At 46.8% G+C, this 17,636-nt stretch carries 17 protein-coding genes and 1 tRNA gene; 5 read left to right on the top strand and 13 right to left on the bottom strand.

The genetic code is table 11. From position 1 onward, the window contains the following. Window positions 1-65: 65 nt before the first annotated feature. The 3 genes from AOB49_RS00190 to AOB49_RS00180 all read right to left on the bottom strand — a co-directional run bounded on the left by AOB49_RS00190 (window position 66) and on the right by AOB49_RS00180 (window position 2,518). Window positions 66-142: transfer RNA gene (locus AOB49_RS00190), tRNA-Gln, on the bottom strand. 5 nt (window positions 143-147) lie between these two features. Then, window positions 148-1,038: a 4-(cytidine 5'-diphospho)-2-C-methyl-D-erythritol kinase gene (gene ispE / locus AOB49_RS00185; RefSeq protein ID WP_062306500.1), complete on the bottom strand. Its 891-nt coding sequence runs from the start codon at window positions 1,036-1,038 to the stop codon at window positions 148-150. Then, window positions 1,031-2,518 (bottom strand): lipoprotein insertase outer membrane protein LolB, encoded by a 1,488-nt coding sequence (locus AOB49_RS00180; RefSeq protein WP_062306498.1) that lies wholly within the window; start codon window positions 2,516-2,518, stop codon window positions 1,031-1,033. The genes ispE and AOB49_RS00180 overlap by 8 nt, the downstream gene beginning before the upstream one ends. 35 nt (window positions 2,519-2,553) lie before the next feature. Between AOB49_RS00180 and mutM the strand changes: the two genes are divergently transcribed. Beyond that, window positions 2,554-3,390, top strand: a complete 837-nt coding sequence (gene mutM / locus AOB49_RS00175) for a bifunctional DNA-formamidopyrimidine glycosylase/DNA-(apurinic or apyrimidinic site) lyase (protein ID WP_062306495.1) — start codon at window positions 2,554-2,556, stop codon at window positions 3,388-3,390. Next, window positions 3,375-4,547 (top strand): A/G-specific adenine glycosylase, encoded by a 1,173-nt coding sequence (gene mutY / locus AOB49_RS00170; RefSeq protein ID WP_062306493.1) that lies wholly within the window; start codon window positions 3,375-3,377, stop codon window positions 4,545-4,547. The genes mutM and mutY overlap by 16 nt, the downstream gene beginning before the upstream one ends. Here the strand turns inward: mutY and rapZ are convergent. The 9 genes from rapZ to AOB49_RS00125 form a co-directional block, all read right to left on the bottom strand. Next, window positions 4,492-5,382, bottom strand: coding sequence for an RNase adapter RapZ (rapZ, locus tag AOB49_RS00165; protein ID WP_062306490.1), 891 nt, complete (start codon window positions 5,380-5,382; stop codon window positions 4,492-4,494). The two genes, mutY and rapZ, sit on opposite strands and share 56 nt — an antisense overlap. 1 nt (window position 5,383) lies before the next feature. Then, window positions 5,384-6,370, bottom strand: a complete 987-nt coding sequence (hprK, locus tag AOB49_RS00160) for an HPr(Ser) kinase/phosphatase (RefSeq protein ID WP_062306488.1) — start codon at window positions 6,368-6,370, stop codon at window positions 5,384-5,386. Beyond that, a complete protein-coding gene (locus AOB49_RS00155) occupies window positions 6,370-6,828 on the bottom strand; it encodes a PTS sugar transporter subunit IIA (protein ID WP_062306484.1) in 459 nt (152 codons plus the stop codon). The genes hprK and AOB49_RS00155 overlap by 1 nt, the downstream gene beginning before the upstream one ends. A gap of 33 nt (window positions 6,829-6,861) precedes the next feature. Then, entirely contained in the window at window positions 6,862-7,185 is a 324-nt protein-coding gene (gene hpf / locus AOB49_RS00150) for a ribosome hibernation-promoting factor, HPF/YfiA family (protein WP_062306483.1), read from the bottom strand. A 187-nt stretch (window positions 7,186-7,372) separates the two neighbouring features. Next, window positions 7,373-8,140 (bottom strand): LPS export ABC transporter ATP-binding protein, encoded by a 768-nt coding sequence (gene lptB, locus AOB49_RS00145; protein WP_062306480.1) that lies wholly within the window; start codon window positions 8,138-8,140, stop codon window positions 7,373-7,375. Then, a complete protein-coding gene (gene lptA, locus AOB49_RS00140; protein WP_062306478.1) occupies window positions 8,137-8,694 on the bottom strand; it encodes a lipopolysaccharide transport periplasmic protein LptA in 558 nt (185 codons plus the stop codon). The genes lptB and lptA overlap by 4 nt, the downstream gene beginning before the upstream one ends. After that, on the bottom strand, window positions 8,694-9,335 hold the full coding sequence (gene lptC / locus AOB49_RS00135) for an LPS export ABC transporter periplasmic protein LptC (protein WP_062306475.1): 642 nt from the start codon (window positions 9,333-9,335) through the stop codon (window positions 8,694-8,696). The genes lptA and lptC overlap by 1 nt, the downstream gene beginning before the upstream one ends. An 8-nt stretch (window positions 9,336-9,343) precedes the next feature. Then, window positions 9,344-9,916, bottom strand: coding sequence for a KdsC family phosphatase (locus AOB49_RS00130; RefSeq protein WP_062306473.1), 573 nt, complete (start codon window positions 9,914-9,916; stop codon window positions 9,344-9,346). Between the two features lie 29 nt (window positions 9,917-9,945). Beyond that, window positions 9,946-10,938, bottom strand: a complete 993-nt coding sequence (locus AOB49_RS00125; protein WP_062306470.1) for a KpsF/GutQ family sugar-phosphate isomerase — start codon at window positions 10,936-10,938, stop codon at window positions 9,946-9,948. 11 nt (window positions 10,939-10,949) lie between these two features. On the opposite strand from AOB49_RS00125, the gene AOB49_RS00120 reads away from it, so the two are divergent. Beyond that, window positions 10,950-12,929, top strand: a complete 1,980-nt coding sequence (locus tag AOB49_RS00120) for a monovalent cation:proton antiporter family protein (RefSeq protein ID WP_062306466.1) — start codon at window positions 10,950-10,952, stop codon at window positions 12,927-12,929. A gap of 19 nt (window positions 12,930-12,948) precedes the next feature. Here the strand turns inward: AOB49_RS00120 and uvrA are convergent, their stop codons facing one another. Then, the gene (gene uvrA, locus AOB49_RS00115) at window positions 12,949-15,837 is read right to left on the bottom strand and encodes an excinuclease ABC subunit UvrA (protein ID WP_062306464.1); all 2,889 of its coding nucleotides are present in this window, start codon (window positions 15,835-15,837) and stop codon (window positions 12,949-12,951) included. A gap of 37 nt (window positions 15,838-15,874) precedes the next feature. Between uvrA and AOB49_RS00110 the strand changes: the two genes are divergently transcribed. Next, window positions 15,875-17,059, top strand: coding sequence for an MFS transporter (locus tag AOB49_RS00110; RefSeq protein ID WP_062306462.1), 1,185 nt, complete (start codon window positions 15,875-15,877; stop codon window positions 17,057-17,059). Between the two features lie 49 nt (window positions 17,060-17,108). Continuing rightward, window positions 17,109-17,564 (top strand): single-stranded DNA-binding protein, encoded by a 456-nt coding sequence (gene ssb / locus AOB49_RS00105; RefSeq protein WP_062306461.1) that lies wholly within the window; start codon window positions 17,109-17,111, stop codon window positions 17,562-17,564. Window positions 17,565-17,636 lie beyond the last annotated feature (72 nt).

Genomic DNA, 17,636 nt, shown 5'->3' with positions numbered 1-17,636 from the left:
GACATAGGTGATTTTGGAATTTTGGTAGGTTCGAAAGGGTGTCTTTTGGTCGTATCTACAGTGTTTGGCAGGGGAAGAAGGATTCGAACCTTCGCATGCTGGAATCAAAATCCAGTGCCTTAACCAGCTTGGCGATTCCCCTACAGGTCAATCTGAAGAAATCAAATTGTAAGCGGGATTTTTATTTAGCCCTCGAACAATTCGACCTACCCATCCTTTTGGAAGATTTTGCAGAAGATTTTCTAGTTTTGCGGTGTCCGTCTTAGGCTTTAAGGCGGTAAACACGCTACTTCCAGAGCCAGACATCCGAGGCGCCGAATTAGGCACTTCCTTGGATATCCAATCTAAAGCTTGCTTCACTTCAGGACAATTTTGCACCGCTACTGCCTGACAATCATTTGACTGAAATGACCTTGGCGATGCAATAAAGCGATCTATTGTAATCGGAGCGTGGTCTCGGGTCAATTGAGGATCTTGAAAAATCTTCGCAGTTGCGATCCCTTGGTTGGGGAAGATCACGAGAAAGTCTTGGGTTTCTAGTGAAATTCCGTACATTTTTTCCCCAATCCCCTCAACAAAGGCATTGTGGCCAAAAATAAAAAAAGGCACATCTGCTCCTAGCTTTAGGCCTAGTTGGCTGAGGGTTTCAGTATTTAAGCCGAGATTCCACAGCTGATTTAACCCAATTAGAGTGGATGCCGCATCAGAGGATCCACCTCCAAGTCCGGCACCCATGGGAATCCTTTTTTGAAGGTGAATTTCAACGCCTTGTTTGGTACTACAAAATTCTTTTAATAATTGCGCTGCTCGGACCACTAAGTCCTCCTCAGGAGGAACCCCGGGAATGGGGTTGATGCGACGAATCTCTGGCTCTGGAATAAGTCTGAGCGTAAGAGAATCGCACCAGTCAATCAATTGGAAGACTGACTGTAAGAGGTGATAGCCATCTGGGCGACGCCCAACAATATGAAGGAAAAGATTGAGCTTTGCTGGACACTGCAGCTCAAGAATGCTCTTTGAGGTTGCGGCTTCACTCATTTGGGGTGTCGAATATCAGGCGAATATCTATTGAACCAATGTTAGAGCTACGCGTCATTGTTAATCTCTCCAAACGCTGCGCATTGTCCCAGTTGTAGTTCAAGGTCCACCCATCTTGAATGACTTTACTTACTTGACCCTTTGCGTCTCGCTCAACACTAGCGTTGCTGCCTGGACGGGTTTTGCCGCGCAACCAATCTGATAGTCCGCGAGCTGGAAGTGGCAAACCTAATGTGCTCTGAACCAATGTGTCTGCATCAATTGCACTGGTCACTTGACCATCACGCTCCAAAATTGCTTCACCAGGTTTAATAGTGATTTTTGCAATAGATCCACCAACTGGATTACGGATCTCTAATACGTCTGTAAGAGCATCTTGTGTCAAGGTAAACCCACCAGATCCACCTTGATTTTTACCTTCGGTAAGTCCAGTTACTTTCACTGCGAAACGACCATCCCACGTGCCTTTTAGGGCTGTATCCGCTACTGACCAATCGGGTTTTAAACGCTTTAATGTTTCTTTGAGCGTGGGATTGTTGGCATCAAGTTGTTGTCCTTTGCGCCACATATCTTCTGCTTCGGCTGGCCTATTCATGACCCACAATACTTCCCCGATATGTGCTGCAATATCCGCCTCCGGTTTTATATTGAATGCTTGTTGGAGCTGCTCTAGTGCCAGTGCATTTTTACCCATGCGAAAGTTCACCCACCCAAGACTATCGAGGATGAAGCCATCCCTTGGTGACAATTGGTGCGCTTTAGTAATGAGCTTGAATGCTTCTGGCAAGTTTTGATTGCGGTCTGCAAGGGAGTACCCAAGCGCATTAAGACTGTTCACATCATTTGGATTCTTGCGCAAGATTTCACGCAAGGTTTTTTCCATTACATCGAGATGCCCAGATTTTTCAGCAGACATGGCATAGGTGTAAAGAATGCTTGGATCTTTTGGTGCGGGCTTTAAGGTGGAGACAATTGCATAGAAGGCACGTAAGGCTTCTGACTCATCTTTCGCCTTTGACAGTAGTGCCTGAATTTGCAATAGAGTATTTTCTCGTTGTGTAGAATTTTGTTGATTGAGTAGCGTAATCGTAGGCTTTACTACATCTGACCAACGCTGATTCAAAATCAAGAGAGTAATGAGAACCTCTTTTGATTTAGTTTGTTGGACTCCCGCTAGATCGTCCCAGGTTTGGGCGGCTTGAAGCGCTAAATCGGGGGCTCCAGCAGTAATGGCAATTTCCATTGCTCTTTGTGCCAAACGAGGGTCGCCTATTTGGCGCGCAAGCTCGAGATAGGTGTTGTAAGCAAGCCCAGCCTCTCCCCGCTGCAAGGCGATCTCAGATGCCAGCACTTCAAAAACCGCTTGCCCACTCTCAAGGCTGTTGGTCCGGGCGAGGGCCACTCCAGACAATAGGCTGCTGCTAATGGCAGAGGTTAGCAATAGGCCCCTTAAGACCGACATTGGTGAAAATTTCGTCATAAGCACATTCTAATCCGCGAATCTACAATCCATTTATGCCAGAACTCCCAGAAGTCGAAGTTACCCGATTAGGTATTCAGCCCCACTTGGAGGGGCGGATATTGAGCGCCGTGAAGATAATTGACGGGCGCTTGCGTTGGCCTGTCCCCAAAAACTTGCCTCAGTTGCTTCCTGGCCAAACTGTCATCGGAATTAAACGACGGGGTAAATATTTGTTGGTAGAGATGAATACCGGTTGTTTGATCCTTCATTTGGGGATGACGGGCACTTTACGAGTGTTGCCTAGTAAAGAGGTTCTCAAGCCGCATGATCGCATTACATTTGAATTTGGTAGCTTGAGTTTGCGCCTGCATGATCCTCGTAAGTTTGGAGCAGTTCTATGGCACCCGAAATCGAAAGGGCCTATAGAGGGAAATCCTTTGCTGCAAAAACTTGGCGTAGAGCCTTTCTCACCCGAGTTTTCTGGAGAGCAAGGCGCAGAGGTTTTGTATCAACGCTCGCGTAAACGTACTATCGCTGTTAAACAATTTTTATTGGCTGGGCAAGCCGTGGTTGGTGTTGGCAATATTTATTGCTCTGAGAGTTTGTTCGAGGCCGGGATTCATCCTGCCAAGGAGGCTGGAAAGTTAACTCGTCCACAGTGTTCGCGCTTGGCTAGTGCCGTTAGATTTATTTTGAAAAAGGCGATTGATGCGGGCGGTAGTTCATTAAAAGATTTCGTCAATAGCGAGGGTGACCCTGGACACTTCATGGTGCAAACGAAAGTTTATGATCGTAAAGATCAGCCATGCAAGGTTTGTAAGACGCCAATCAAGCAAATGGTTCAAGGTCAACGATCTACTTATTTTTGCCCCCAATGTCAGAAGCGTTGATTAAGAACTTTGCTCCCAAGCTGATTGCTTGGCATGGCAAGGATGGACGTCAAGGATTGCCTTGGCAAAGCGTTCGTGATCCCTACGCAGTCTGGGTTTCTGAAATCATGCTGCAACAAACTCAAGTGGCCACTGTTCTGGAGCGTTACCCGCGTTTTATGAAGCGTTTTCCATCGGTCAAAAAATTGGCTGCTGCCCCGCTTGATGATGTGTTGGCTGAATGGGCTGGGCTCGGTTATTACTCGCGTGCGCGCAATTTACATGCTTGCGCAAATCAGGTTATGGAACAGTTTGCGGGAAAGTTTCCTAGCGATCCCGTCTTGCTTGAGCAGCTCAAAGGAGTTGGAAGATCAACTGCCGGCGCTATTGCAGCTTTTGCATTTCATGAGCGAGCACCTATTCTCGATGCTAATGTCAAAAGAATTTTGGCTCGTTTATTTGGGATTGAGGGTGCAGTTCAAGACAAGGCTGTGAATGATCAGTTATGGCTCTTGGCGAAAAAATTATTGCCTAATGCACCCGAGCAAATGCCGGTTTATACACAGGCGCTGATGGATTTTGGAGCCACCTGGTGCACTGCCCGAAAACCGGTATGCCTAAGTGGTGATAGAAAGTGTCCTTTTGCGAAGGACTGTGAAGCCAACTTAAGCGATCGAGTTCTATTTTTGCCGCGTAAGATTGTGAAAGCAAAATCGCCTGAATTTCATTGTGATATGTTGATATTGCGTTTTGGGGACTCGGTGCTATTGCAAAGGCGGCCTGAAAAAGCAATTTGGGGTGGCTTATGGTCTTTGCCAGAATCCCCTTGGCGTCCATTTTCTACAACAGAAAAAAAATCCAGCAAGAGTATCGAGCAAGATAATGCCGAGCTCACCGCACAAGCATTGTTTGATCTAGTGTTGCCACAAGAAAAACTTCCTAGCGCATTAAAAAAGAGTCAAGTAGTTCAACGGGGCCAGCAGATCAAGCATATCTTTACTCACCGACGCCTATGGATGCAAATATGGAGTCTATCAATCAACGAGACTCCAAAGCTCTTGGCTAGTGATTTAAAGTGGGTCTCCCTGCATCAACTTGGAAGGTACGGCTTACCGCAACCAATCAAATTACTGTTGCAGGGATTGAGTCTAACTCGCGATGTCGAGTTAAGAAAATGATTTGCAACTCAGCTAAATCTTTTTGCGCGCAAAAGTGATTCATGAGGCGGCTTACGATATATACCGAGCGATGCTGTCCGCCCGTACACCCAATCGCAACAGTCAGGTAACTACGGCCATCTGCGATGTAATGAGGTAGCCACTTCTCAATAAATTGAGTAATGTCGGACTCCATGCTGACAACTTCGGGTATTTTTTCTAAGAATTCTTTTACAGGCTGATCTTTGCCGGATAAGGGTCTTAGGATTTTGTCGTAGTGAGGGTTAGGTAGGCAGCGTACATCAAAGACGAGATCGGCTTCACTTGGCAGACCATTCTTAAAGCCAAAAGACTCAAAGACCACAGTAAGGCCGACCGGCTTATCTTTGAGTAAATCTTGAATCCAGGACCGAAGCGCATGCGCAGGGAGATTGCTGGTGTCAATGGAGTGTGCTTGGGCGCGCAAAGGCTCGAGGAGGCTACGCTCTTTATCAATCGCTTCTATCAGTGTAGCTTCGTGGCTTTGCTGGGTTTTTCCGGAAAGTGGATGACGGCGGCGAGTTTCTGAGAAGCGTTGAATCAGAGTGTTGGTATTTGCATTAAGAAAAACAATACGAACTTGGTGAGTGCGTCGTAAGTTTTCTAGTATTTTGGGTAATTCTGCAATCGATTTTCCGCGCCTTGCATCAATCGCCACTGCAATACGCTCAGAGTTCTCAGCCTCTAATGTGGAGACTAAATTTTCAAGGAGGGTGACTGGTAAGTTGTCGACACAGTCATAGCCCGCATCTTCAAAAGCTCTGAGAGCAACCGATTTACCCGAACCCGAAATTCCAGTAATCAGATTGATTTGCATGTTAAAGCAATCTACCTTGGGACTTGGCGGAATCAGTTTCGGCATTCATTTGTACACGTTGGCGCTCGATAAATTCTTTGAGGGTATCGATGCCACGCAATTGCAGAATGGTATTGCGCACCGCCGCTTCTACTAGCACCGCTAAGTTACGGCCTGCAGCTACTTGAATTTTGACTGTCCGAATAGGAATTCCCAGTACATCGATATGCTGAGCTTCCAAAGGTAGGCGCTCGAATTCGCCATCATTACGACGGACGAGTTGAACAATTAGGCGCAACTTTAATTTGCGTCTGACAGCCGTTTCGCCGAAGATGGTTCTAATATCCAATAAACCCAGACCACGTACCTCTAAAAGGTTGCGCAAAATGACTGGACAGCGACCTTCAATGTAGTCGGGCCCAAGGCGGGCAAAATCTACTGCATCATCCGCCACTAAACCGTGGCCGCGAGAGATGAGCTCTAGACCCAATTCACTTTTCCCCAGTCCAGACTCGCCGGTAATCAGCACCCCTAAGCCCAAAATATCCATGAACACGCCATGCATCGTAATTTGAGGTGCGCCAATTTTGGTTAGGTAGGTACGGAGGTGGTCAATGACTTCGGCTGCAGAGATACTTGTTGTGAATAAGGGTGTAGAAGATCGTTGGCAGAAGAGCTGCAAATCTGGGTCAGCTGCCTTACCGTCAGCCACAATGACACATGGCGGGGTTTTCGAGATTAAATTAGAGATCTGCTCTTGTCTTTGTTTTGGCTCAAGCTCGGCATGGTAGTCGACTTCTTGAATTCCAAAGATCTGAATTCTACTTGGGTGAATGAGATTTAAGTGACCAACCAAGTCGGAGCTAGCTGCTGCTGCTTTAACTGCCTCGGGAGGAAAGGTGCGGTCAGCTCCCTCGAGGCCCCCGATCCAGGAAAGCTTTAAATCTGAAACATTGTCATCAAAAATCTGCTGCGCAGTTAGCCCTTCGAGAAGTAGAGGCTGAGTCATCAGGCTGACCCCCAGGTTTGTAGAAGACGACACACCTGCTCCGGATTATTTTCAGAGGCTAGCGATTTACGCGCATCAGCATCTGATAAAAGCTGGGCAATCGAAGACAAGATTTCAAGATGTTGTTGGGTAGCTTTTTCTGGTACCAATAGAAAAATTAAAATAGAAACCGGTTCGCCATCAGGTGCGGCAAATTCGATGGGATCTTTTAATTTCACAAAGGCGGCAATAGGTTGCTTTAATCCTTTGACGCGGCCATGAGGGATGGCGACACCGGCGCCAAGTGCAGTAGAGCCTAAATCCTCACGGGCATTTAGAAAGCCAACAATGGCATTGGCTTCAAGGCCAGCCTGTTGCGAAAATAGCTCCCCCACGGCCGCAAATACCTCAGCCCGACTTTTAGAAGGGTTGTCTAAGGTAATGCGGTCTAGGGTAAAAAGTTCAGTCAGGGCATTCATGTCAAACGATTATAGGTGTCCTGACCCCAGAGATTACTCAAAATGCTTTTCGTGATGATGATCTTGAATCTTTTCTTTATGTTTTGCCACTTGACGCTCCAGCTTGTCGACCACGGCATCCATGGCGTGATAAAGGTCGGCATGATGAGCCTCGGCAAAAAGCTCCTTGCCTTTGAGGTGAATCGTAATCTCAGCCGTTTGGCGAAGATTCTTTTCTTTGGCGTTATCTACAATAAGGAAGGCGGAGGCATCTAGGACATGATCAAAGTGCTTGCGAATTTTGGCTAACCCAGATTCAAGATGGGTGCGCATGGCTGGAGTAACTTCGACATGACGGCTATTAATTTTTAAATTCATCAGCAGCTCCTATTCAAAGCATCATGCATGCGCAAATAATTGCCCGGGGTGCGCAGCAAGCCCCTTTAACAATCTATGAATCTATTTGGAATTGAATTTCATGAACCTCCAGCGTATCAGCGATTTTGCTGAAAACCAAGGGGATAGATCATTTTTATTTAATAAATTTCAAAAATCCCCGGAATACTTACATGCGGAAGTTTTCACCTAGATAGACTCTTCTCACAGCGTCGTTTTGAATGATTTCGTCGGGCTTGCCAGCAGCAAGAACGCTGCCCTCGCTGATAATGTATGCGTGATCACAAATGCCCAGAGTTTCTCGGACATTGTGATCCGTGATTAGGACGCCAATTTGGCGATCCCTTAAGAAGCGTACGATTCGCTGAATTTCACCTACTGCAATTGGATCAACACCTGCAAAGGGCTCATCTAGCAGAATAAATTTTGGTTGAGAAGCTAAGGCCCTCGCAATTTCTACGCGCCGCCGCTCTCCGCCAGAGAGCGATAAAGCAGGATTATTTCGTAAATGGCTAATTTGTAGTTCGCCCAAGAGCTCATCGAGACGATGGGCAATCTCCGCCTTACTCAGGGGCTTATTGTCTTGCACCTGAAGCTCTAGTACGGCTTGAATATTTTCGGCAACATTCAGCTTTCGAAAGACGGAGGCTTCCTGAGGAAGATATGACAAGCCCATGCGAGCCCGTTCATGGATAGGAAGATGTGTAATGTCGGTGCCGTCTAGGGAAATATTCCCCCCATCTAGCGGCACCAAGCCAACAATCATGTAAAAAGAGGTTGTTTTTCCTGCACCGTTAGGGCCAAGTAGTCCAACCACCTCACCGCATTTGACTTGTACGGAAACATCACGAACAACTGTGCGGGATCCATAGCGCTTTTGAAGGTGCTCAGCGCTAAGGGTGGGAATGCTGTTTTGATTTCCTAAATCCGTTGTCATTTCTCTAATGTAGCTTTTCTTCTCGGTGAAAGGATGGCTCTGGCTAGGGGTAAATCATCCGCTGTTGCATTTTCGGGTGGAGATACTCGATAGTATTGCTGTACATCATCATATTCAATTTTTGATCCGAGTAACTGATCAATCATTTGCATATTATGGAGGCGCTTTAAGCTGGCATCCCCAGTAATTGTGAGTAACTCATTTTTTGCATTGTAGGTAACGGTTTGGCCGCGTGCTTGCATGTATTCATCTGCTGGCCCTTCACGCCTTTGTCTAAAGCTGGCATTTGAGCTGGAATTACCCTGAACATCAATGAATTCATAACCTTCAGGGTCTACTTTAATGCTCCCTTTTTCGCTGGTGACCAGAATGCTCCCTTTAATTAAAAGGACCTTGCCTTCTAATTCATAAACTTGCTGTACATCATTCACCGAAACTTTTTCCGCTTCCAAAATCACCGGCTTATCTTGATCTGCTTTTTCTGCAAACGCAGACGGCAAGATGCAGACGCTTGTGAGCAAAAGCAGAATGACGGATCGTTGAAATAGGATCATTATTGTGTCCCGGGTTGGGTGCGTTCGATACGCCCCTTTACTTGCCCTGATAAGACCATACTTTGTTCAATATTATTAAATTTTCCGCCATCGCTTGATCGCATAATGGATGCCCCTTGCTCAAGGGTGATTGGTTTATTGGTTTCAATAACATCATCATTGATTAGCACCTTGAAATAGGATGAGCGCGCAAGCATCCGGGGCTTGGCTGATTCACTCGCAGTTGCGGCTTGAGCTGGACGAAAGATCTCAGCGTTATCAAATAAATCCAATATCGTGAGATCGCCATCTAGATGGCCAGTATCTGCCTTCACGGTCACGGGAGATTTTTCGGGAGGAAAGAGGCGCATACGTGGCGCTTCAATGTCGATAGAAGCATCGTCATCATAGTGAGTTACTTTTTTACCCAGCACTCGATACTTTGTAAACCCGGCTTCATTTAAAGCTGATAGCGCACCATTGGTAATGGTGTAGTCGGCCTCATGAAGGCGAATGCGTTCAATGGTGGATTTTTCGCTGGGAGTATTTTTTTTGACCAACCAAAATGTTGCGAGCGTCAGAATGCCCATCAAAATCAAGGGCATCAGACGTAGCAATCCACGCCATAACCCTACTTTGATTTGTTGAGCATTCAGTAACATGGAGCGTCTTAGGCGCGCGCCTGATTCAGTAATTCTTCATAGCGATTCTGCGCCTTTAGGATGAGATCGCAGACTTCACGAACGGCGCCACAACCACCAGATTTAGCAGTAACAAAATGAGCAATTTCTTTAACGGCCTCATGGCCCTGAGCGGGACAGACTTTTAAGCCAGCAGCTTTCATCATTTGAAAGTCCGGCCAATCGTCACCCATTACAGCGCAATCAGATGATCTTAGGTTCAGCGCTTGAAGAATATTTTGTAATGCTAGGGCCTTGTTTTCTACGCCCATATGAACATGTTTGATGCCCAACTCCTCGCAGCGAGTTAAAACCATCTTTGAGCTGCGGCCGGTAATAATTGCAGTAGGAATGCCAATTTTTTCCAACAGTTTGATCCCTAATCCATCCTGGATATCAAATGCTTTGATGGACTCTTTACCGTTATCCCCAATAAATACCTGCCCATTGGTGAGGACTCCATCAACATCTAGCACGAGAAGCTTTACGGTGCTGGCACGATCCCAAGCTTGCGGAAATTGGCTTGTTGGGTTGGTGTTATGAGCATTAAAGGCGCTAGGCATATAAATAGATGAATGAGGATTTGGTTTTCTTAAATGACCTTGGCTGCAAATAAATCATGCAGATTGAGGGCGCCAAGCAAGGCGCCCTTAGGGTCGGTCACTACTAAATGATTAATGCGATGTTTTTCCATCATTTCAATAGCTTCTTCAGCTAGCAGCTCTGGTGGAATGGTGCGCGGTGTTGAGGTGATGGCATTTTTTAAGGTCATCCCATCAAGATTGGTACTTTTCTCAAGTAAGCGACGCAAGTCACCGTCAGTGAAGATTCCAGCAACTTGATTATTTGTCGTTAGAGCGACTACCATTCCCATTCTCTTGGCTGTCATTTCTAGTAAAGCATCTTGCAGCGATGCTGAAATAGAAATCTTAGGGGTTTGGTCAAAACTGCGCATCACTTCACTGACATGCATCAGTTGCTTGCGACCTAAGCGTCCGCCAGGATGAGAGCGTTGAAAATCTTCAGCTTGAAAACCCCGAGCATCTAATAGGGCTACTGCTAGCGCATCTCCCATGGCTAGCGCTGCCGTGGTGCTCGTAGTCGGCGCAAGGTTAAGAGGGCAAGCTTCTTTTTCTACACTGGTATCTAAATGCGCATCCGCTAACTTCGCTAACGATGAATTTGGCGCGCCAGTAAGGGCAATCAGTTTTGCGCCAGTCCGCTTCACAATAGGCACGATGGTGAGCAGCTCATCCGTTTCCCCAGAATTAGATAGGGCAACAAAAACGTCATCCCGGGTCACCATACCTAGATCACCGTGACTGGCTTCAGCTGGATGAACAAAAAAGGCAGGGGAGCCTGTGGAGGCAAAAGTAGCGGCAATCTTGCGAGCAATATGCCCGGATTTGCCGATACCAGAAACCACGATTCGACCTTTGCAGGAGTGCAGCAAATCAATCGCCAATACTAGGGCATCAGCGTTAGGCCCCTCAAGGCGATCACGCATTGTGTGCAGCGCAGCAGCCTCGATAGTGAGGGTGTCGCGTGCAAGCTTTAGGGTTCGTTCACGAGTCTTAGCTATCATGGGGTGAGTATATGCCGTCAGTCCTTCAATTAACTCTCATCTTGCTGGCCTCTGGAGTGGCCGGGGTAGTTATTTTCCGCTATTTTGGGCTACCCCCTATTTTGGGCTATTTAGCCATTGGCGTCCTGATTGGACCCCATGCCCTTGGATTAGCCAATGATTCAGCTACCGTGAAGTATTTAGCGGAGTTTGGGGTGGTTTTCTTGATGTTCTCGATTGGACTGGAGTTCAACCTTCATAAATTACGAGCTATGCGATCGATCGTATTTGGCCTGGGGGGTAGCCAAGTCATCCTGACGATGCTCTTGGCAGTGCCAGCAAGTCTGTTGATGAATTGGATTTACCCCATCTCTTGGCAGGCAGCGATCGCCCTTGGTGGCGCCTTAGCCATGTCTTCTACTGCCATTGTGACTAAGTTGATTTCAGATCGTTCTGAAATCGAAACGGAGCATGGCCGCAACATTATTGGTATTTTGCTGTTTCAGGATCTGGCAGTTGTCTTCCTGTTAATTTTGTTGCCATCTTTAGGTAAAAATCCTGGGGATTTATTTATTGCCTTAACTACAGCCTCTATCAAGATTTCCGTAGCGCTTGTGCTGATTTTTGTTATTGGTCAAACCCTAATGAGTCGTTGGTTTAGTTTGGTAGCTAAATTACGCTCTCAAGAGTTGTTCATGCTCAATCTCCTATTAATCGTCTTGGGGATGGCTGGACTAACAGAGCACTTTGGCTTGTCATTAGCGCTGGGCGCTTTCTTGGCGGGTATGTTAATTGCAGAGACACCCTACCGTCATCAGGTAGAGGAAGACGTCAAGCCTTTTAGAGATGTATTGCTGGGACTTTTCTTTATTACGATTGGTATGTTGCTCGATTTGGAAGTGATATATCAGCAGTGGTTGCTAGTCTTGCTTCTACTTGTTGGTCCGTTGATTTTCAAGTTTGGCTTGATTGCCCTGTTATCACGTGTATTTGGCTCCAGTCCTGGTATTTCCATTCGGACTGGATTGTGCCTTGCGCAGGCCGGTGAATTCGGCTTTGTTCTTCTGAATCAAATCGATGGCTTAGATTTAATTGATCCCGCCTTGAGTCAAGCGGTACTTGCTGCGATGCTGCTATCGATGTTTGGCGCACCTTTCTTGATTCAATACAGCGATCGTATCGCGATGCGCTTCTCGAGCAATGAGTGGTTGTTGCAATCTTTGGCTTTGACGCGTGTTGCTGCTAAAAGTGTGCGCACAGAAAACCATGTTGTTATTTGCGGCTTTGGCCGCTCTGGCCAAAGTCTTGCGCGCATGCTTGATCAAGAAAAGATTCCTTATCTTGCTTTAGATATGGATCCTGATCGCGTGAAAGAGGCTGCGAGTGCGGGAGATAACGTGGTTTATGGCGATGCTAGTCGCGAAAATTATTTAGTCGCCGCTGGATTAGCAAGAGCAAAAGCAGTTGTTATTACATATGCTGATACGCCTGCTACCTTAAAAGTATTGCATCAAGTGGAGCATTTGCGTCCCGGTATGACGGTATTAGTGCGCACCAAGGATGATGCTGACTTAGCAAAGTTGCAAGCGGCAGGAGCAACGGAAGTGGTGCCCGAATTAATTGAAGGAAGTTTGATGATGGCATCCCATGTGCTGCTCATGATGGGCGTTCCGATGCGCAAGGTGGTGCGTCGGATCACCGCCGCACGCGAGGCGCGTTATAGCCTATTACGTGGTTATTTTCGGGGTGTTGCTGATGATACTGAGTCCAATGAATCATGGCGCTTACACTCGGTAACCTTATTGCCAGAGTCAGCCAGTATTGGCAAGACGCTCGAAGAATTGCATCTGGAAAATGAAGGGGTGAGCGTGCAGGCGGTAAGACGTAAAGTAGGCGGCTCTGATTACGTCAAACTAGAGCTCACTCCAGGATTGCGCTTGCAGGCTAATGATATTTTGGTCTTATCAGGCAATTCAGAAGCGACTGATTTAGCCGAATCTAAATTGCTCTGATAGCCAATCAAATATTAAATTATTTTTTCTTTTTAGCGACAGCGACTTTGCGAGTCAATAGAGGTGCTAAATAGTGACCAGTAAAGCTCGCTTCATTTTTCGCAACATCTTCAGGCGTCCCTGTTGCAATGATTTGACCACCACCAGCACCACCTTTGGGGCCTAAATCAATAATCCAATCAGCGGTTTTGATGACATCTAAATTATGTTCAATAATGACGATCGTATTGCCCTGCTTTTTGAGAGTTTGTAGAACTGTTAGTAGTAGCTGAATGTCATGAAAATGAAGACCAGTGGTTGGTTCATCTAGGATATAAAGTGTTCTACCGGTATCTCGCTTAGAAAGCTCTAGCGAGAGTTTGACGCGTTGCGCCTCACCACCGGAGAGTGTCGTGGCGCTTTGACCGAGTTTGACGTAACCAAGGCCAACATCAAGCAGGGTTTTGAGTTTGCGTTTCACGATAGGCACTGCTTCAAAAAACTCATGCGCTTGCTCGATGGTCATCGTTAGCACTTCATGAATATTTTTACCCTTGTAGCGAATATCGAGTGTTTCTCGGTTATAGCGCTTGCCATGGCATACATCGCATGGGACATAGACGTCGGGCAAGAAGTGCATTTCTACCTTAAGAACACCATCGCCTTCGCAAGCGTCACAACGTCCACCCTTGACGTTGAATGAGAAACGCCCTGCCTCATAGCCACGCTCGCGCGCCGCAGGCACGCCGCAAAATAGTTCTCTAATCGGAGTAAATACCCCGGTATAGGTTGCAGGGTTGGAGCGTGGTGTGCGACCAATTGGAGATTGATCTACGCTAATGACCTTATCAAAATATTCCAGGCCTTTGATGGCATCATGCGCGGCCGGTTCAGCATTAGATCCATAAATATGCTGAGCTACTGCGTGGTGCAGTGTGTCGTTAATGAGAGTGGATTTACCAGAGCCGGATACCCCAGTCACGCAGGTAAGTAGACCCACGGGAATCTTTGCGTGAACGGATTGCAGATTATTGCCGCGAGCGCCAATAATTTCTAAGAACTTTTCCCCGACAGGGATGCGCTTTTCTGGAACCGCAATACATTCACGGCCGGACAAATAAGCGCCAGTCAAGGACTTGGGATTAGCCTCAACTTCTTCAGGAGTGCCTTCGGCGACGATTTCACCACCATGTACTCCAGCACCAGGGCCAATATCAATCACATAGTCAGATGCGCGAATCATATCTTCATCATGCTCAACCACTAAAACGCTATTTCCTAAGTCGCGTAAGTGTTTAAGTGTGCCGATCAGGCGATCGTTATCTCGCTGATGCAGGCCAATTGAGGGTTCATCTAATACGTACATCACACCGGTTAAGCCGGATCCAATTTGAGAGGCTAGGCGAATGCGCTGAGCTTCCCCGCCTGAGAGCGTATCTGCACTTCGTTCTAATGAGAGGTAGTCTAAGCCCACATCATTGAGAAAGCGCAGGCGTGAGCCGATCTCTTTGACGATCTTATCCGCGATCTCACGTTTGGCGCCTTTGAGTTCAAGTGATTCGAAATACTCTTTTGCTTCTTTTAGTGGAAGAGCACTGATTTCAAATATGGCGCGTGATTGCTTGCCTTCACCTACTTTGACAAAGCGCGCTTCTTTGCGTAAACGACTGCCACTACATTCTGGGCATGTTTGTACATTCTGATAGCGAGATAATTCTTCGCGAACGGTCATTGAATCCGTTTCACGATAGCGTCTCTCAAAGTTCGCTACGATGCCTTCAAAGGCGTGCTCACGAATACTATTTTTGCCACGTTCGTTGATGTATTCGAAAGGTATGGTGACGTCGCCAGAGCCGAGCAAAATGAGGTCTTGCTGTTTCTTGCTCAATGTCTCGAATGGTTTCTCCACATCGAAACCACCATGCTTAGCCAATGTTTGTAATAGCTTGAAGTAAAACTGATTGCGACGATCCCAGCCCTTAATGGCGCCTGAGGCGAGTGATAGGTCGGGATGGGCAACGATGCGTTTTGGATCAAAGAACGATTGATGGCCAAGGCCATCACAAGAGGGACATGCACCCATCGGGTTGTTAAATGAGAAGAGGCGTGGCTCAAGCTCTTGTAATGAATATGAACAAATCGGGCAAGCAAACTTGCTTGAGAAAATCATTTCTTTACCCGTATCCATATTGACAATCATGGCTTTACCATCAGCAAGGCGTAACGCAGTTTCAAAAGACTCTGCTAAGCGCTGTTGAATATCAGGGCGTACTTTGATGCGATCAACAACTACTTCAATAGAGTGTTTATCATTTTTCTTGAGTGTGGGAAGTTGATCGACTTCAAAAATTTCTGCTTTAGCAGTGTTAGTTGTGCCGCCGCCAGAGCGAACGCGGAAACGCACAAAACCTTGGGCCTGAAGATCTTGAAACAAGTCAACAAACTCACCTTTGCGTTCACTGACTACGGGTGCCAGAATCATGAGCTTAGTGTCTTCGGGCATTGCTAAAACGGTATCAACCATTTGAGAAACGCTTTGCGCTTCCAGTGGTAGGTCATGCTCAGGACAGTGGGGTGTGCCTGCCCGCGCGAATAACAAGCGCAAGTAATCGTGAATCTCGGTGACTGTACCTACAGTAGAGCGTGGATTATGACTAGTCGCTTTTTGCTCAATCGAAATAGCGGGTGATAGACCCTCGATCGTATCAACGTCTGGCTTTTCCATGAGCTGCAGGAATTGGCGGGCATAAGCAGAGAGTGATTCCACATAGCGACGTTGGCCCTCGGCATAGAGAGTATCAAAAGCGAGTGAGCTTTTGCCTGAGCCTGACAGCCCTGTTAGGACGACCAATTTCTCTCTAGGGATGTCTAGATTGATGTTTTTGAGGTTGTGCGTACGTGCACCACGGATCTTAATTTCGTTATTCATGATTTTTTAGCGTAACTTGTTAATATAGCCCTTTCCCATGAATCCTTCTGAACTTCGCTCAACTCTAGCCTTAGCAGGCATCTTTGGCCTCCGTATGTTGGGCCTTTTCCTGCTTCTGCCCGTTTTTAGCATTCATGCACGTGGTTTACCGGGTGGTGAGCACGCTCTGTGGGTGGGATTGGCTTTAGGAATTTTCAACATTGTTCAGGCCTGCTTCTATATTCCTTTAGGTCGGCTTTCTGACCGAATTGGTCGAAAACCAGTGGTTTTATGGGGACTTTCCTTATTTATTGCAGGAGCCCTAATTTGCGCCGCCCAAGACGATCTCTTATGGATTGCTGTTGGGCGTGGGGTGATGGGCGCTGGAGCGGTCTCAGCAGCGATTTCCGCTTGGGTTGCTGATCTGACTCGAGAGCAAGTTCGCACCCGCGCCATGGCTTTAGTAGGCGGTAGCATCGCTCTTTCTTTTGCACTGTCGTTAGTTATTGCAGCGCCGATCTACCGCGTGATTGGTTTGAGTGGAATTTTTGTCGTTCTGGCGGCGTTGGGTGTAGTGGCCATGTTCGTAACCTACTACCTTCTGCCCAGCACTAAGCCAGAAATCAAAACTCAGCAGGCGTGTTTGCAAGAGGTATTTTTTCGTCCTGAGCTGATGCGCTTGAATGTGGGTGTATTTGTATTGCATGCAACTCAGGTTGCGATGTTCTTAGTGGTACCTCGTTTGCTGGTGCAGGCAGGCTTGCCACTCGCATCACATTGGCAGGTGTATCTGCCGGTGGTGCTACTCTCTTTTTTCTTGATGGCGCCTATTCTGATTTTTGGTGAAAAGAAGCAGCAATTGCGCACCATTCTTTTATTGGCAATCATCTTATTGCTTGCTGCAGAAGTTTTGTTTACGAACACCGCTTCGGTTCTGTCCATTGCAATTGCTTTATTGATTTATTTCGTAGGATTTAACTTGCTGGAGGCTTTACAGCCTTCCTTAGTTTCCCGTTTTGCCAAAGAATCCAAGGGTACTGCCTTAGGCGTTTACAACACCACTCAGTCGATTGGCCTCTTTACAGGGGCTGTTATTGGGGGTTGGCTGATGGATAGTCATGGTGATTTATCAGTCTTTGTTATGGGGGCGATATTGCTTTTATGCTGGCTTATAATTGCTTGGTCGATGCGCGAATTACCTGCAAAGGTAGTAGATTCAAAAGATTTAACTGCAAAGACATAACCTTAGCTGTACATTTAATTCATATCATCATTTTTCTTCGGGAGACAACATGGCTTCGGTAAATAAAGTCATCATCGTAGGTAACGTAGGGCGCGATCCAGAAACACGTTACATGCCAAGTGGCGACGCCGTCACGAACATTTCAGTGGCGACATCAGATCGCTATAAAGATAAGCAAACTGGCGAAATGAAGGAAACCACAGAATGGCACCGCGTTGCGTTCTTTGGGAAGCTTGCTGAGATCGCTGGTCAATACCTCAAAAAAGGGTCGCAGGTTTATGTAGAAGGTCGTTTGCGTACGCGTAAATGGACTGATGCAAGCGGTCAAGAAAAATACTCAACCGAGATCGTTGCAGAAACAATGCAAATGCTTGGTGGTAAGCCAGTAGGCGGAAGCGGTGATGGTGGCGAGAGCTATAGTCGCTCAAAGCCGGCTGAGCAATCTGCTCCAGCATCTTCAAGTGCTGCATCGCTTGGCGCAATGGATGACGATATTCCATTCTAGGAAGTCCCCAAGAATACTGTAAACAAGTATCAAATAAAAGCCTTATAGACTCATAATCTATAAGGCTTTTTA

The organism is Polynucleobacter sinensis (assembly GCF_001595985.1).
In the GTDB taxonomy this organism is placed as follows: Bacteria; Pseudomonadota; Gammaproteobacteria; order Burkholderiales; family Burkholderiaceae; genus Polynucleobacter; species Polynucleobacter sinensis.
This window is presented reverse-complemented; position numbering and strand designations above follow the sequence as displayed.

Coding starts and splice junctions, on each gene's coding strand:
- ssb (WP_062306461.1), top strand. CDS start 17,109: ATGGCTTCGGTAAATAAAGTCATCATCGTAGGTAACGTAGGGCGCGAT.
- lptC (WP_062306475.1), bottom strand. CDS start 9,335: ATGTTACTGAATGCTCAACAAATCAAAGTAGGGTTATGGCGTGGATTG.
- hprK (WP_062306488.1), bottom strand. CDS start 6,370: ATGACTCAGCCTCTACTTCTCGAAGGGCTAACTGCGCAGCAGATTTTT.
- AOB49_RS00125 (WP_062306470.1), bottom strand. CDS start 10,938: ATGATAGCTAAGACTCGTGAACGAACCCTAAAGCTTGCACGCGACACC.
- AOB49_RS00155 (WP_062306484.1), bottom strand. CDS start 6,828: ATGAATGCCCTGACTGAACTTTTTACCCTAGACCGCATTACCTTAGAC.
- mutM (WP_062306495.1), top strand. CDS start 2,554: ATGCCAGAACTCCCAGAAGTCGAAGTTACCCGATTAGGTATTCAGCCC.
- AOB49_RS00120 (WP_062306466.1), top strand. CDS start 10,950: ATGCCGTCAGTCCTTCAATTAACTCTCATCTTGCTGGCCTCTGGAGTG.
- ispE (WP_062306500.1), bottom strand. CDS start 1,038: ATGAGTGAAGCCGCAACCTCAAAGAGCATTCTTGAGCTGCAGTGTCCA.
- AOB49_RS00110 (WP_062306462.1), top strand. CDS start 15,875: ATGAATCCTTCTGAACTTCGCTCAACTCTAGCCTTAGCAGGCATCTTT.
- lptB (WP_062306480.1), bottom strand. CDS start 8,140: ATGACAACGGATTTAGGAAATCAAAACAGCATTCCCACCCTTAGCGCT.
- rapZ (WP_062306490.1), bottom strand. CDS start 5,382: ATGCAAATCAATCTGATTACTGGAATTTCGGGTTCGGGTAAATCGGTT.
- AOB49_RS00130 (WP_062306473.1), bottom strand. CDS start 9,916: ATGCCTAGCGCCTTTAATGCTCATAACACCAACCCAACAAGCCAATTT.
- mutY (WP_062306493.1), top strand. CDS start 3,375: ATGTCAGAAGCGTTGATTAAGAACTTTGCTCCCAAGCTGATTGCTTGG.
- AOB49_RS00180 (WP_062306498.1), bottom strand. CDS start 2,518: ATGACGAAATTTTCACCAATGTCGGTCTTAAGGGGCCTATTGCTAACC.
- lptA (WP_062306478.1), bottom strand. CDS start 8,694: ATGATCCTATTTCAACGATCCGTCATTCTGCTTTTGCTCACAAGCGTC.
- uvrA (WP_062306464.1), bottom strand. CDS start 15,837: ATGAATAACGAAATTAAGATCCGTGGTGCACGTACGCACAACCTCAAA.
- hpf (WP_062306483.1), bottom strand. CDS start 7,185: ATGAATTTAAAAATTAATAGCCGTCATGTCGAAGTTACTCCAGCCATG.